General features: G+C 65.8%; 13 protein-coding genes. 6 read left to right on the forward strand and 7 right to left on the reverse strand.

Features of this window, described 5'->3' with window-relative positions:
- Positions 1-63: 63 nt before the first annotated feature.
- A complete protein-coding gene (gene gltX, locus EN786_RS30185; RefSeq protein WP_127285806.1) occupies positions 64-1488 on the reverse strand; it encodes a glutamate--tRNA ligase in 1425 nt (474 codons plus the stop codon).
- 102 nt (positions 1489-1590) lie between these two features.
- On the opposite strand from gltX, the gene EN786_RS30190 reads away from it, so the two are divergent.
- A complete protein-coding gene (locus EN786_RS30190) occupies positions 1591-4050 on the forward strand; it encodes a ComEC/Rec2 family competence protein (protein ID WP_135909200.1) in 2460 nt (819 codons plus the stop codon).
- Here EN786_RS30190 and lexA read toward each other — a convergent pair.
- From lexA to EN786_RS30220, 6 genes are all read right to left on the reverse strand, one after another.
- The gene (gene lexA, locus EN786_RS30195) at positions 4044-4778 is read right to left on the reverse strand and encodes a transcriptional repressor LexA (protein ID WP_127310812.1); all 735 of its coding nucleotides are present in this window, start codon (positions 4776-4778) and stop codon (positions 4044-4046) included. The genes EN786_RS30190 and lexA overlap by 7 nt on opposite strands.
- Positions 4779-4894: 116 nt before the next feature.
- On the reverse strand, positions 4895-6100 hold the full coding sequence (gene glp, locus EN786_RS30200) for a gephyrin-like molybdotransferase Glp (protein ID WP_127310811.1): 1206 nt from the start codon (positions 6098-6100) through the stop codon (positions 4895-4897).
- Positions 6100-6591 carry a cyclic pyranopterin monophosphate synthase MoaC gene (gene moaC, locus EN786_RS30205; RefSeq protein ID WP_127310810.1) on the reverse strand — a complete coding sequence of 164 codons (492 nt, stop codon included), beginning with the start codon at positions 6589-6591 and terminating at the stop codon, positions 6100-6102. The genes glp and moaC overlap by 1 nt, the downstream gene beginning before the upstream one ends.
- 2 nt (positions 6592-6593) lie before the next feature.
- Entirely contained in the window at positions 6594-7406 is an 813-nt protein-coding gene (gene trpC, locus EN786_RS30210) for an indole-3-glycerol phosphate synthase TrpC (protein ID WP_127310809.1), read from the reverse strand.
- A gap of 6 nt (positions 7407-7412) precedes the next feature.
- Entirely contained in the window at positions 7413-8423 is a 1011-nt protein-coding gene (gene trpD / locus EN786_RS30215; protein ID WP_135909202.1) for an anthranilate phosphoribosyltransferase, read from the reverse strand.
- Positions 8420-10312, reverse strand: coding sequence for a SurA N-terminal domain-containing protein (locus EN786_RS30220; protein ID WP_135909204.1), 1893 nt, complete (start codon positions 10310-10312; stop codon positions 8420-8422). Before EN786_RS30220 ends, trpD begins: the two co-directional genes overlap by 4 nt.
- Before the next feature lie 146 nt (positions 10313-10458).
- On the opposite strand from EN786_RS30220, the gene tpiA reads away from it, so the two are divergent.
- From tpiA to EN786_RS30245, 5 genes are all read left to right on the forward strand, one after another.
- Complete coding sequence (tpiA, locus tag EN786_RS30225; protein WP_127284340.1) at positions 10459-11226, forward strand: triose-phosphate isomerase; 768 nt, start codon at positions 10459-10461, stop codon at positions 11224-11226.
- A 161-nt stretch (positions 11227-11387) separates the two neighbouring features.
- Positions 11388-11891: a preprotein translocase subunit SecG gene (secG, locus tag EN786_RS30230; RefSeq protein WP_127310806.1), complete on the forward strand. Its 504-nt coding sequence runs from the start codon at positions 11388-11390 to the stop codon at positions 11889-11891.
- A gap of 213 nt (positions 11892-12104) precedes the next feature.
- Entirely contained in the window at positions 12105-13220 is a 1116-nt protein-coding gene (locus tag EN786_RS30235) for a L,D-transpeptidase (RefSeq protein WP_135909206.1), read from the forward strand.
- 172 nt (positions 13221-13392) lie between these two features.
- Positions 13393-15030: a CTP synthase gene (locus EN786_RS30240; protein WP_127311902.1), complete on the forward strand. Its 1638-nt coding sequence runs from the start codon at positions 13393-13395 to the stop codon at positions 15028-15030.
- Complete coding sequence (locus EN786_RS30245) at positions 15030-15569, forward strand: DUF1697 domain-containing protein (RefSeq protein ID WP_127311901.1); 540 nt, start codon at positions 15030-15032, stop codon at positions 15567-15569. The genes EN786_RS30240 and EN786_RS30245 overlap by 1 nt, the downstream gene beginning before the upstream one ends.
- Positions 15570-15631: the final 62 nt, after the last annotated feature.

The raw sequence follows: 15631 nt of genomic DNA on the forward strand, positions 1-15631 counted from the left end.
AAGGCCTAATGTTGCACTGCGAAACGCGCCTTTCAATGCCAATCTTCTTGGGCCAGTTCGCTCCTAATCGATTTGATCCGCGATGCGCGCCAGGCTTTCCTCGCGGCCGAGCACGGCAAGCACGTCGAACACGCCGGGCGACGTGCTCCTGCCGGTCAGCGCGGCTCGCAGCGGCTGCGCCACGGCGCCGAGCTTGTGGCCGCCGGCCTGCGCGAAGTCACGGATCGCGGCCTCGGCGGCAGCTGCCGTCCAGTCGCCAGAGACCGCTGTCAGCGTCGCATGGGCGCCACGCAGAACGGCGCGCGCCTCGCCGGAAAGCAGCGCCGCCGCCTTCTCGTCGACCGGCAACGGCCGCTCGGCAAACAGGAACCCCGCGCCGTCGACCAGTTCGACCAGCGTCTTGGCGCGCTCCTTGAGGCCGGGCAGGGCCGCGAGCAACTGCGCCTTCTTCTGGTCGTCGAGCCGGGCGGCGAGCGCGGGGCCGCCTTCGAGATAGGGCAGGGTGGCGACGAAGATGTCGAAAAGCGCATGATCGTCCATCTTGCGCATGTGCACGCCGTTCAGCGCCTCGAGCTTGGCGAAGTCGAAGCGGGCGGCGCCCTTGTTGACGTCGCCGATGTCGAACCAGCCGATCATGTCCTTGATCGACATGACTTCGTCATCGCCATGGCTCCAGCCGAGGCGGGCGAGATAGTTGAGCAGCGCCTCCGGCAGATAGCCCATCGAACGATAGGCCTCGACGCCGAGCGCGCCATGCCGTTTCGACAGCTTGGCGCCGTCGGCGCCATGGATCAGCGGGATGTGCGACATCGACGGCACATCCCAGCCCATGGCGTTGTAGATCACCGTCTGGCGCGCTGCGTTGGTCAGATGATCGTCGCCGCGGATGATGTGGGTGACGCCCATGTCATGATCGTCGACGACGACGGCGTGCATGTAGGTCGGGTTGCCGTCCGAGCGCAGGATGATGAAATCGTCGAGATCCTTGTTGGGAAAGCGCACCTCGCCCTGCACGCGGTCGTGCACGACGGTCTCGCCGTCGGTCGGCGCCTTGATGCGGATGGCACCCTTGAGGCCGGGAGGCGCCTCGGACGGGTCGCGTTCGCGCCACTGGCCGTTGTAGCGCGGCGGCAGGCCCTTGGCCCGCGCCGCCTCGCGCATCGCCTCAAGCTCCGCGGGTGTCTCGTAGCTGTAATAGGCCTTGCCCAGGCGTACGAGCTGCTCCGCGACCTCGCGATGGCGCGGCGCGCGCTCGAACTGCGACACGGCCTCGCCGTCCCATGACAGGCCGAGCCAGGTCAGCCCGTCCAGGATGGCAGCGGTCGCCGCCTCGGTGGAGCGCTCGCGATCGGTGTCCTCGATGCGCAGCAGCATGGTGCCGCCGGTGTGCTTCGCATAGAGCCAGTTGAACAGCGCCGTGCGCGCCCCGCCAATGTGCAGGTAGCCTGTCGGCGAGGGGGCAAAACGGGTGACGACCTTGTCGGACATGGCACTCTCAGGCTGGCACAGGAAGCGGGCGTGGTGGCGCGGACTTTCGCGTTTTCGGCGTTCATGTAGCATAGGAGGTCTGGGGCGCAAGGGGCAGACCTGATGGCTGGACGAGGCCGCGGCGCGGAGGAGGGCGAGGGGACGACAGCTGGCGTCAGCGAGCGCCTGCTGTTTGTTGACATGCTGCCTGCCGATGCCGCGCCGGTTTCGCTTCCGGAGCCGCGTCCGGCCAAAGAGATTTTGCCGCCCGATGGAGGTGGATTCCGCCCGGCCTCGCCAACGGCAACCATCACGCGGCTCCGCAGGCAGCTTGGCCGCGTCTCATGGCCGGCGTTTCACCGCAGCATCGGCAACGCGGCCACGACCGAGCTTGATCGCGGCATCGGCTTCCTGCTGGTGCCGGTGTTCCTGGCTGCCGGCGTGATCTTCTATTTCTCGCTGAACGCCGAGCCGGATCTCTACAGGCCGCTTGCGGCGGTGGCGCTGATGGCTGTCTGCGCGCTGGTTTCGCGCTCGCGGCCAAGGACGCATCTCCTCTTCATGGCGGCGTTCTTTTGCGCCCTGGGCTTTCTCGCCGCAAAGGTCGAGACCTGGCGCGCCGCGACCCCGATGCTCGGTTCCGAGATCCAGACCCGCCTGACCGGCCGCCTCGTCAGCCTGGAGGAGATGGAGAACGGCCGCGTCAGACTGACAATCGATGTGATCTCCACCGCCCACCCAAAGCTGCGCTACGCGCCGGAGCGGGTCAGGCTTTCGGCGCGGAAAGTTCCCGCCGACATGACCGCCGGCTCGCTGCTGACGGGCTATGCAAGGCTGCTGCAGCCGACCGGCCCGGTGCGGCCGGACAGCTACGACTTCTCCTTCGACAGCTATTTTTCGGGCATTGGCGCCAGCGGCTTTTTCCTCGGCAATCCAAAGACAATAGCCAGCGAAGAGGCGCCAGCGACGGCGCGCCTCGCTTCCGCGATCGAGAAGGCGCGGGAGAGCATCGCCGACCACATCCGCGGCCTGGTTGGCGGCCCGGAGGGCGAGATCGCGGCGGCGCTGATCGTCGGCGTGCGCGCAGGCATTCCCGATGAGATCAACGAGGCGATGCGGCGCACCGGCATCTACCACATCATCTCCATCTCCGGCCTGCACATGGCGCTGGTTGCCGGCACCATCATGCTTCTGCTGCGCGGCGCCTTCGCGCTGTTTCCCGACTTCGCCTCGCGCCGGCCGGTCAAGAAATATGCCGCCGCCGCCGCGCTGGTCTCGATCGCCGCTTACCTCGTCTTCTCCGGCATTGTGGTCGCCGCCGAACGCAGCTTCATCATGCTGGCGGTGATGCTTGTCGCCGTGCTGTTCGACCGGGCCGCGCTCACCATGCGCAATCTGGCGATCTCGGCCATCGCCGTCATTCTTGTGTCGCCGCACGAAGTGGTCGGCCCGAGTTTCCAGATGTCGTTCGCCGCCACCGCCGCGCTGGTCGGCGCCTATGCCGGCTGGTCGGACTATCGGGCCGACAGGACGACCGCGCCGCCGCCGAAGCGATCGTTCCTTCACTTTGCGTCGCGAAAGCTGGTGATGGGGATGGGCGGCCTTGCCATGACCTCAATCATCGCCGGCAGCGCTACGGCGCTTTTCGCGATCTGGCACTTCCAGCGCGTTTCGCCGCTCAGCCTGCTCGCCAACCTGGCCGTCATGCCGATCGTTTCGGTGGTCATGTTCCTGGGGGTCGCCAGCGCCCTGACGATGCCGTTCGGTCTCGACTGGCCATTCCTGTATCTGATGGGCAAGGGCCTGACGGCGATGATTGCGATCTCCGGGTGGATCTCCGAACGCTCGCCGGTCGATGCCGTCGGGCTGATCTCCATCCAGTCGGTGCTTTTCGTGACGATAGCGCTGGTCATCGCGACCATGGCCACGACCTGGCTGAGACTTGCGGCGATCCCCTTCGCTCTGGCCGGCCTGCTGACGGTTTCAAATACCCGCACGCCCGATGTGCTGATCTCGGAGGATGCGCATCTGGTGGCGATGCCGATCGGCGGCGGCGAACTCGCCGTCAACCGGGCGCGGTCGAACGAATTCACCACCGACAACTGGAAACGCGCGCTGGTGGCCGAGACCATCGTCGAGCCGGAGACCTTCGAGACAGGGGATGCACGCTTCGACATCGATCCGCTCGACCTGCCGCCGGGCTCGCCATTTTACTGCAGGGACGGGCTATGCCTTGCCCGGCATCCGTCAGGCGCAATCGTGGCGCTCGCGGAAAACCGCAAGACGGCGCGGCCGGCCTGCGCCTTCGCCGACCTGATCGTCATCGACGACGCCACGGCCTACAGTCCCTGCTGGAATTCGCTGGCGCTCGTCGTCACCAAACGTCAGCTCGCCCGCTCCGGCAGCGCCGCCGTCTTCTTCGATCCGCAATCGGCGACCGCGCAAGCAACAATCCGCTACGCGGTCGAAAAGCCCTACCGGCCATGGCACGAGCAGCGCAAATACTCTCGCGAGGCGAGGGGACTGCCGCCTTATCAGAGACCCGAAAAACCGGTGGTCAAACTGGCGCCGTCCGCTCAGTAGCGCCGGATCAGGCCGACCAGCTTGCCTTGCACCTTGACCCGGTCAGGGCCGAAGATGCGGGTCTCATAGGCAGGGTTGGCGGCTTCGAGCGCGATCGATGCGCCCTTGCGGCGGAAGCGCTTCAGCGTCGCCTCTTCCTCGTCGACCAGCGCCACAACGATCTCGCCGGGGCTCGCCGTGTCGGCGTTGCGGATGATGACCGTGTCGCCGTCGAAGATGCCGGCCTCGATCATCGAGTCGCCCTTCACCTCCAGCGCATAATGCTCGCCGCCCGAGATCATGTCCAGGGGCACCGAGATCGAATGCGTCTGGTGCTGGATGGCGTCGATCGGCACGCCGGCGGCGATGCGGCCCATTACCGGGATCGACACCGCCGACACAGCGTCGTCGTCATTGCTGGGGGTGCGCGACGGCGACGCCGGTTTGATCTGCCGGCCGAGATTGCCCTGTCCGAGGCTTCCCTGGATTACGCTCGGCGAAAACTTCTTCGCGGCATTGAGGCCAGGCGCGATCGAATCGGGCAGGCGCAGCACTTCCAGCGCACGCGCCCGGTTGGGCAGCCGGCGAATGAAGCCGCGCTCCTCCAGCGCCGTGATCAGCCGGTGGATGCCCGACTTCGAAGCCAGATCAAGCGCCTCCTTCATCTCGTCGAAAGAGGGCGGAATGCCGCTTTCCTTCAGCCGTTCATGGATGAACATCAAGAGTTCATGTTGTTTGCGCGTCAGCATGGCGGCCCCCACGGGTTCTGAAACCAGAATCAGAAAAACAAACCCAGAACAAACACTATCTGTTCCAGTTGTGTTCCGCAACCGTTTAAAGTTTAATGAATGCGTTGACGTTTTGTTCAGCGTAGCATCAGCACGCGGCAGGCATCGCCCACAGCGGCCGCAGGCGCGAAGGGCTCGCGCACGATCAGGCCGTTGGCGTCGGCCAGCATGCGCAGCATCGAGGAGTCCTGGATGCCGAAGGGCGTCGCGACCAGTGAGCCGGCTTCTTCGCGGACGACGGCGCGCACGTAATCCTGCCTCAGATCGTTTGCCTGCATCGGCGCGGCCAGCCGCGCCTCGCGCATATCCTGCCGGAACTCGCGGCCACCGAGCCGCGCCAGCAACGGCTTCAGGAACAGCTGCGAACAGACCAGGCTCGCGACCGGATTGCCGGGCAGGCCGATGCAGCGCGCGGGTCCCAGCCGGCCGAACATCAGCGGCTTGCCTGGGCGCATGGCGATCTTCCAGAAATCGAGCGTCATGCCTTCGCCGGTCAGCACGTCGTGAATGAGATCGTGGTCGCCGACCGAGGCGCCGCCAAGCGTCACGATGACATCGGCCTGCTGCTCGACGGCCTGCCTGACCAGCGCGGCGATCGCTTCCTTGCGGTCGGCGGCAATGCCGAGATCGAGCGCGCGGGCGCCGACCGATTGCGCAGCGGCGGCGACGCCATAGGCGTTGGACGAGATGATCTGGTCGGGACCGAGTTCGCTGCCGGGTGACAGCAGTTCGTCGCCGGTGGCGATGATGGCGACCAGCGGCCGCTTCACCACAGTGAGGCGCGGGTGGTTGGCGGATGCCGCCAGCGACAATGCCGCCGGATCGAGCAGCCGGCCCTTTTCCAGCAGCACATCGCCTTCTACGAAGTCGAGCCCGGCCCGGCGGATGTTGCGCCCTTCAGCGGTCGGCTCGGTCACTTCGATCGTGCCGCCGCCAAGGTCCTGCACATTCTCCTGGATGACGATGGTGTCGGCGCCTCGCGGCAGCGGCGCGCCGGTGAAGATGCGCACGGCTTGCGCCGTGCCGACGCTGCCTTCGAAGCCGCGACCGGCCGGCGCGATGCCGATCACCGAAAGCCGCGCCGGAACGGATGCCACGTCGGCGGCGCGCGTCGCATAGCCGTCCATGGCTGAGGCGTTGAAGGGCGGCTGCGTGCGCAGCGCCACCACAGGCTCGGCCAGAACCCGACCGGCGGCGTCGATCAGTGCGACGCTTTCGCTGGCCCGCGGCGCCGCTCCATCCAGAAGGCGCTCGAGCGCCTCGGCGACAGGAACCAGCGCCATCAGGCGCCCGCCCCGGCCGACTTGTAGTCGCCGGACTTGCCGCCGGTCTTTTCGACCAGCCTGATGCCGGAGATCACCATGGCGCGGTCGGCGGCCTTGGCCATGTCGTAGATGGTGAGGCAGGCGACAGAGGCCGCCGTCAACGCTTCCATCTCGACGCCGGTCTTGCCGGTGACACGGGCAAGCGCGGTGACCTTGAGACCGGGCAGCGACTTGTCCGGTTCGATATCGACGGAAACCTTGGTCAGGAGCAGCGGATGGCAGAGCGGGATCAGCTCATGCGCGCGCTTGGCCGCCATGATGCCGGCGATGCGCGCGGTGCCCAGCACATCGCCCTTCTTGGCGTCGCCGGCAAGGATCATCTCAAGCGTTTCGGCGCGCATCGAGACAAAGCCCTCGGCGATCGCGGTGCGCACCGTTTCGGCCTTGTCGCCGACGTCGACCATGTTGGCTTCGCCAGAGGCGCCAAGATGGGTGAGGGCGGCCGCCATCGTCAGACGGCCTCGGCCGGCGCCTTGCCTGTCAGAAGCAGGCGAGTCGCCGCCGCGACATCCTGTTGCCGCATCAGGCTCTCGCCGACAAGGAAGGTGCCGATGCCGCACTTCTCCAGCCTGCGGCAGTCCTGATGGGTGAAGATGCCACTCTCGCTGACCAGCAGCCGGTCGGCCGGCACCATCGCCGCCAGCCGCTCCGAAACGCCGAGGCTGGTCTCGAACGTCCTGAGGTCGCGGTTGTTGATGCCGATCAGCCGCGACGAGAGCCGGAGCGCCCGCTCCATCTCGGCCTCGTCATGCACTTCGACCAGCGCATCCATGCCAAGTTCGAGGGCCGTCGCCTCGAGCTCGCGCGCCATCGCGTCGTCGACACTCGCCATGATGATCAGGATGGCGTCGGCGCCCCAGGCGCGGGCCTCGAACACCTGATAGGCGTCGAACAGGAAATCCTTGCGCAGCGCGGGCAAGGCGACGGCGGCGCGCGCGGCGGTGAGGAATTCGGGCGCGCCCTGGAAGGACGGGGCGTCGGTCAGCACGGAGAGGCAGGCGGCGCCGCCATTCGCATAGGCCTTTGCGAGCGCCGGCGGATCGAAATCGGCGCGGATCAGCCCCTTGGACGGGCTCGCCTTCTTGATCTCGGCGATCAGCCCGAAGCCGCCGGCCTTGCGCCTGGCCTCGAGCGCGGCAAGAAAACCGCGCGGCGCCTCGGCGCCTTGAGCCCGCGCCTTGATCTCGGCCAGCGGCACGCGCTGCTTGGCCGCCGCGATCTCCTCGCGTTTGTAAGCTTCGATCTTGCGCAGAATGTCGGACAAGGGGCCCTACTCGTTCGAAATTTCAACCAGCCGACCGAGCACCTGGAGCGCGCGGCCGCTGTCGATGGCTTGTGCCGCGCTCGCCATGCCGTCGGCGAGCGTCGTCGCCTTGCCGGCCACCACCAGGCCGGCGCCCGCATTCATCAGCACGGTGTCGCGATAGGCGCCCGCAGCACCTGCCAGCATATCGCGCAGCGCCTTGGCGTTGTAGGCCGCGTCGCCGCCGCGCAACTCGTCCTTGGTGTGGCGCTGCAGGCCGACCGCTTCGGGGGTGAGCGCGAAGGTGCGGATCTCGCCGCCGGCAAGTTCCGCCACCTGCGTCTCGCCGGTGGTGGTGATCTCGTCATAGCCGTCGCCGTGAACGATCCAGGCGTGCTCGGTGCCCAGCGCCTTCAACGCCTCGGCAACCGGCATGATCCATTCCGGCAGGAACACGCCGACCATCTGCCTGCTGACGCCGGCCGGATTGGACAGCGGTCCGAGCAGGTTGAAGATGGTGCGCGTGCCAAGCTCGCCCCGGATCGGGCCGACGTGCTTCATCGCCGGATGGTGCGCCGGCGCGAACATGAAGCCGACGCCGGCTCCATGGATGCAACGGCCGATCGTCTCCGGTCCGATGTCGATCTTGACGCCGAGCGCGGTGAGCACATCGGCAGCGCCGGTCAATGAGGACAGGCCGCGATTGCCGTGCTTGGCCACCGGCACGCCGCTCGCTGCAATGACGAATGCCGATCCCGTCGAGATGTTGACGCTGTGCGAATTGTCGCCGCCGGTGCCGACGATATCGATGGCGCCGTGCGGAGCCTCGACGCGCAGCATCTTGGCGCGCATCGTGGCGACGGCGCCGGAAATCTCGCTCACCGACTCGCCGCGCACGCGCAGCGCCATCAGGAAGCCGCCAATCTGACCGGGCGTCGCGTCGCCCGACATGATGATGTCGAAGGCCTCGCGCGCCTCCTCAAACGAAAGAGGAGTGCCGGCGGCGACCTTGGCGATATGGGTCTTCAGCGCGCTCATCGGGCCTGCGCCTGGGAAACCGCGGCCGGATCGATGCGGACGTCGTATTGCGTCTGCAACTGCGCCACCAACTGGTCGAGCAGGTCGTCCGACATGCCGGCGGTGAAGGATTTCTGCGCGTCGTCGGGCACGGAGCTGCCATCGGCGCCGGCCGGCTCGAACACTTCGGCCACCTTGTAGAGGATCTGGCCGTCGCCGGTGGGCGAGGGGATCAGCCCGGTGCCGCCTTCGCCGACGCCGAACATTTCGGCGGCGCCTTCCTTGCCGAAATCGGCGTCATCGGCTTCGCGCTTGAGGCCGCGCTTGGTCTGCTTCTCCAGCTTCAATTCGCCGGCGATCACGTCGAGCGTGGTGCCTGCCTTGAGACGCTTTTCCAGTTCCTGCGCCTTGGCGTCGAGCCGCTTTTCCGTTTCAGCCGCCGTCCAGTCGGCCACCACCTTCTGGCGAACCTCGTCCAGCGTGCGGTCGCGCGCCGGCGTGATCGATCCGACTTCGTAGAAGACGAAGCCATTGTCGGCGGTGGTCAGGCCCTCATTCTCGGTGCCGGGCTCTGCGGCGAACACCGCCTTGATCAGGTCCGCCGATTCCGGCAGGTCCTTGACGATGGTCTCGTCGGGACGCTGGCCGGTGCGGTCGATCGCGTCGATGGTGACGACCTTGAGCTTCAGCTTGGCGGCGGCGTCGGCGAGCGAACTGCCCGAAGCGCGCGTGTCCTCGTAACTGTCGTGCACGTCGAGCAGGATGCGGCTTGCCTCGCCGAGCGCCAGGTCCTTGCGGATCTGGTCGGAGACTTCGGCCAGCGGCTTCACCACCTCCGGCTTGATCTCGGTGACGCGCAGGAGCACCGGGCCGAAAGCGCCCTGGACGACGGGGCTGACCTCATTGGCGGCGAGCTTGAAGGCCGCTTCGGCCACCGCCTTGTCGGCGATCTTGTCCTTGGCAAGCGTGCCGAGCAGCGTGTCTGCCTGGGTCTTGCCCTCGGCGGTGACCAGCTTGTCGAAGGTCGCGCCCGCCTTCAGCGAATCGAACGCGGCCTTGGCTGCATCCGACGTCTTGAACACCAGCTGCTCGATGTTGCGCATCTCCGGCGTCGTGTAGCGCCCCTTGTTCTTGTTGTAGTCGTCGCTGATCTGCTGATCGGTCACCGCGGTCGGATCCATGATGTCCTGCGGCTCGAGCCTGACATAGGAGAACTTGCGGTATTCGGGCGCGGCGTAGGTCTTCTTGTTGGCATCGAAATAGGTCTGGAGCGCGCTGTCGGCCGGCGCCTCGATCGGTTCGACCAGCGTCTTCGGCAACGTCAGATAGTCGATGGTGCGGTCCTCGCCGCGATAGAGCGCGACCGCCTTGAGGAAGGTTTGCGGCGCCTTGAGGCCGTCCGAAACCGCCTCGACGATCTGCTGGCGCACCGCCACCTGGGAGCGGTTCTTCAGATAGTCTTCGGGCCGCATGCCGACCTGACGCAGCAGATATTCGAACGTCCTGCGGTCGAACTGGCCGCTCGGGCCCTTGAAGGCCGGGTCCTCGCGCGTCAGCTCGGCAAGCCGGTCCTTGGAGAGGCCGAGGCCGAGCTTGCGGGCCTGCTCGTCGAGCACGGCGCCCGAGACGAGCTGCGCCAGCACCTGGTTGTCGATGCCGAGCGCCTTCGCCTGCTCGTGCGTGATGCGCTGGCCGAACTGCTGCGACATGACGCTGATCTGGCGGTCATAGGCGAGGCGGTACTCGTTGATCGAAACTGTCGTGCCGCCGGCGGTGATCACGGAATGATGGCCGCCCAAAGTTCCTGACAGACGCCCCGAAATACCCCACACGGCAAAGCTGATCACCAGCAAGGACAGCAACGCCTTCGCGACCCAGGTGCCCGCCGCGTTTCTCAAGATACCAAGCATGCCTACTTCCGATTTTTGCGCATTTTGCGTGCGCCCGAGTCTGAAACAAGCGCAATAGCGCCCTTCCGGCCCACTGTCGATTGCTTTGTGGCCTGATTTTGATAGTGAGGGCGGAAGCCGAATATCGCCTGGAGAAAGCAAAGCTCATGACGCCTGGAATCCGCCCGCTCGTCGCCGGCAACTGGAAAATGAACGGCACCAGCGCCTCGCTCAATGAGCTGAGGATGATCGGCAACGGCTTCATGAGTGGGCTCGACGCCGAGACCGAGGCGCTGGTCTGCGTGCCCGCGACCCTGCTGTCGCACGCGGCCGAAATCCTGTCGCGCACCCCGGTCCGGGCCGGCGGCGAGGATTGCCATCCCAAGGAGAGCGGCGCCTATACCGGGCGCATTTCAGCCGAGATGCTGAAGGACGCCGGCGCCAGCCACGTCATTGTCGGCCATTCCGAATGCCGCGCCGACCTCAGCGAGGACGACGCCACCATTCACGCCAAGGCGTCCGCGGCGTGGCGGGCCGGGCTGGTGGCCATCATCTGCATCGGCGAGACAAGGGCTGAACGCGAGGCGGGCACGACGCTCGACGTGCTGTCGCGCCAGATCGCCGGGTCGGTGCCGACCAGCGCCACGGCGGCCAACACGGTCATTGCCTACGAACCTGTCTGGGCGATCGGCACCGGCCTGACGCCGACCGCTGACGATGTCGCCGATGCGCATGCGCATATCCGCGCCAAGCTGACGGAGCTGCTCGGTGGCGCTGCGGCGAAGATGCGTATCCTCTATGGCGGCTCGGTCAAGCCGTCCAACGCTGTCGAGCTGCTCGGCGTGGCCAATGTCGACGGCGCGCTGGTCGGCGGCGCCAGCCTGAAGGCGGCGGATTTTCTGGGCATCGCCGAGGCCTATCTGAATATCTCCTAGCCGCGGGGCCGACAGGCCGGCGCGGCCGAAATCGTTGCAAAGGCCGCATTGCTCCCCATATTCCGGCCACGGGCTTGGAAATGCCATCAAAGCATTGTAAGGAGCCGCCTCCAAATCACCGGTCGTATCCGCGGCCGCGCAAGGCCTTGCCAGGATAAATTATGGAAACCGTACTGATCGTCATTCACCTTATGGTCGTGCTCGCGCTCGTCGGCGTGGTGCTGCTGCAGCGCTCCGAGGGCGGCGGTCTCGGCATCGGTGGCGGTTCCGGTTTCATGACGGCGCGTGGCGCCGCCAATGCATTGACGCGGGCAACGGCGATCCTGGCCGCGGCCTTCTTCGCCACCTCGCTCACTCTGTCGCTCGTCGCGCGCTACGGCGAAAAGCCGATCGACATCCTCGATCGTGTCCCGGCGTCGTCCAGCAACGCCGGCAAGGGCGTGCTCGACCAGCTGCCGGGCAACGCGCCGGCCGGCGCCACCGCACCGGCCGCTCCGTCGACCTCGACGGCGCCGGCGGCACCCGCCAGCGGATCGGCGACGCCGCCCTCATCGGGCAACGGCGCCGCGACGACGGCGCCTGCGCCGGCACCCGCGAATCCGGCCAGCCCGCCGGCGGCCAATGGCGTCACCTTGCCGGTCACCCCGCAGGTTCCGAACCAGTAGCCGGACAAGCTTATCCGGCCGCGATCTGTTGTCGTTTGAACACAGTCGCGGCAAATGCCGCACATTCACGAAGATTCAACCGGGCGTAGGCCGACGGCCCGCTTGAGGCGGCTCGGCCAGATCGATTATACATTGCGCGCGGCACTTTCGGCGTCCTTGGGGGACGCCGGGCGACGCCGTGGCAACAAAGCATTACACGATCGGATCTTCGCCATGCAGCTTCGCAGCTTCATTTTCATGGGATTCCTTGCCGTGCTCGGCATGGGGTCCGCAGCCTTCGCCGGCACGCCGGCAAACATAGCCGCATCGCCGTCAGTCGAGATTACCAGCGCCATCAATGTCGCCGTCAAAAGCGACGCATCGCAGCTGAAGCTTCTCAAGAAGAAGAAGAACCCGACGCCAGCCGATCTCGCTCAGATCAGCAAGCTCGAGGACAAGATCGCGGCCGACAAGGAAGCCGCCAAGACCAAGGCGCTCGAAGCCCGCAAGCTGGCGATGCGCGACGCAGCCAAGGCCAAGGCGGACGCTGCCCGGCAGGAATGGCTGGCGAAGAAGGGCCAGTCGGCCGAGACGAAAGTGGCCGATGCCAAGACTGGCAAGAAGACGGTCAAGATCATCGAGCCGATCGCCGCTGTCGAACCGATCCAGTCGGCCGAGCCGATGCCGGCCGAGGCGATGAACGTCGCGCTGACCGGCAACAATGGCGAGCTGCGCAGCGAGGCTCCTGGCCAGAAGCCGGCAAGCGGCGGCCTGTTTGCAGGCCTGTTCGGCGGTTCGTCGTCGTCATCGATCAGCTATCTGCCCGAAACGCGCGCACTTGATTCGGCTCTCGCCAAGAAGGACGCCAAGCGGCCGTTCAAGGTGAAGCCGGAGTTCGTGCCGCAGGACGTCGAGTTCAGCGGCTACCCCGCCGGCACCATCGTCATCGACACCAGCGCCCGCCGTCTCTATCTCGTCGAATCGTCGAGCACGGCGCGACGCTATGCGATCGCCGTCGGCCGCGAAGGCTTGCAGTTCAAGGGGACGGTCGCTGTCGGCGACAAGCAGGAATGGCCGCGCTGGATCCCGACGCTCGACATGCAGAAGCGCGAGCCCAAGCACTATGGCCAGTACAAGGACGGCATGCCCGGCGGCGGCGAGAATCCGCTCGGCGCGCGCGCCATCTATCTCTATGACGGCAAGAAGGACACGCATCTGCGCATCCACGGCACCATCGCGCCGCAGTCGATCGGAACCAGCGCCTCCAATGGCTGCTTCCGCATGATCAACGAGCACGTCATGGACCTCTACAGCCGGGTCAAGGTCGGCACCAGGGTTGTTATTATATAACAACCAGGCGTTATTATCTGAGGCCTCCACCCATCATGCCGAAAGGGCCGGCCCAGCCGGCCCTTTTGTTTTGACTGCAACATTTCTTGCCCTTCGGGGCGTCGCGCCTTCTTGGGAAAAAGCCTTCGCGGCGGTTTTTTCTCTGGCGGAATCAATCCGGCCGCGTTAAGCGATGACTCCCATGGCGCGATATGTATTCATCACTGGCGGCGTGGTTTCCTCACTCGGAAAAGGCATTGCCGCGGCAGCTCTTGGGGCTCTCCTGCAGGCGCGCGGCTATCGCGCGCGCATCAAAAAGCTCGATCCCTATCTCAATGTCGATCCCGGCACGATGTCGCCGTACCAGCACGGCGAGGTGTTCGTCACCGACGACGGGGCCGAAACCGACCTCGACCTTGGCCACTATGAGCGCTTCACCGGCCGCTCGGCCAACCAGCAGGACAACATCACCACCGGCCGCATCTACAAGAACATCATCGAGCGCGAGCGGCGCGGCGACTATCTCGGCGCGACCGTGCAGGTCATTCCGCACGTCACCGACGAGATCAAGCATTTCGTCCTCGAGGGCAATGACGACTACGACTTCGTGCTGTGCGAGATCGGCGGCACGGTCGGCGACATCGAGGCGATGCCGTTCCTGGAGGCGATCCGCCAGCTCGGCAACGACCTGCCGCGCAACAACGCGGTCTATGTCCATCTGACGCTGATGCCGTACATCCCGACCGCCGGCGAATTGAAGACCAAGCCGACGCAGCATTCGGTCAAGGAACTGCGCGGCATCGGCATTGCGCCCGACATCCTTCTGGTGCGCGCCGACCGACCCATTCCAAAAGAAGAGCGTCGCAAGCTGTCGCTGTTCTGCAACGTGCGCGAAAGCGCCGTTATCCAGGCGCTCGACGTGCCGCACATCTATGACGTGCCGATGGCCTATCACAGGGAGGGGCTCGATTCGGAAGTGCTTGCCGCCTTCGGCATCGACCCGGCGCCAAAGCCGCGCATGGAGCCCTGGCAGGCGCTCTCCAACCGCATCCACAATCCGGAAGGCGAGGTCACGATCGCCATCGTCGGCAAATACACCGGCCTCAAAGACGCCTACAAATCGCTGATCGAGGCGCTTTCGCATGGCGGCCTCGCCAACCGCGTCAAGGTCAAGCTCGACTGGATCGAGAGCGAGATCTTCGAAAAGGAAGACCCGACGCCCTGGCTTGAGAAGGTGCATGGCATCCTCGTTCCCGGCGGCTTCGGCGAGCGCGGTTCGGAAGGCAAGATCCTGGCGGCGAAGTTCGCGCGCGAGCGCAAGGTGCCTTATTTCGGCATCTGCTTCGGCATGCAGATGGCTTGCATCGAGGCGGCGCGTTCGCTGGCCGGCGTCGAGCATGCTTCCTCGACCGAGTTCGGCCCGACCGAGGAGCCTGTCGTTGGCCTGATGACCGAATGGCTGAAGGGCAACATGCTGGAGAAGCGCAGGGCGACCGGCGATCTCGGCGGCACGATGCGGCTCGGCGCCTATCAGGCAGAGCTGAGCAAGGGTTCCAAGATTGCCGAGATCTACGGCGACACCCAGATTTCCGAACGTCACCGGCACCGCTACGAGGTCAATATCGACTACAAGCAGCGGCTCGAGGATTGCGGCCTGGTCTTTGCCGGCATGTCGCCCGACGGCGTGTTGCCGGAAACGGTCGAATACCCCGACCATCCCTGGTTCATCGGCGTGCAGTATCATCCTGAATTGAAGAGCCGGCCGCTCGAACCGCATCCGCTGTTCGCGAGCTTCATCTCGGCCGCGGTGGACCAGTCGCGCCTCGTTTGATGCGGACCTATGTCGCGCTGCTGTACAGCATCATCCTTGGCGAGGGGCGACGCGTCGTCATGTCCGACCTCAAGGCGATGGCGGAGAGCCTCGGCCTGAAGAATGTCCGGACGCTGGTGGCGACGGGCAACCTGGTCTTCGACGCGCGGGCGGCCAAGATAGCCGATCTCGAACAACGGCTGGAAGCAGCTTTCGAAAAGACCTTCGGCCGCCATGTCGATATCATCGTGCGCCGCGCCGAGGACTGGCTGAAGCTCGCGAGCGGCAATCCGTTCCCGGCCGAGTCCGCCGATGCCGGCGATCAGGTCGCGGTGCGCGTCATGCGCAAGCCTGCGCCGGCGGACGCCGTCGCGGCGCTCGATGCCTATGCCGCCGACGATGAAAAGGTGCTTTCGGTCGGCGGCGACATCTGGCTCGTCTTTTCGCGCGAGCGACCAAGCTCACGGCTGCTGGCGGCGAGCAATCACAAGCGCATGGGCATAGGTACTTCGCGCAACTGGAACACGGTGCGCAGGCTGGCGGAGATGGTTGGGCAGTAGGCAGTAGGCAGTAGGCAGTAGGCAGTAGGCAGTAGGCAGTAGGGGTATTCTCTATTGCCTAA

This window comes from Mesorhizobium sp. M4B.F.Ca.ET.143.01.1.1 (assembly GCF_004792275.1).
Lineage (GTDB): Bacteria > Pseudomonadota > Alphaproteobacteria > Rhizobiales > Rhizobiaceae > Mesorhizobium > Mesorhizobium abyssinicae.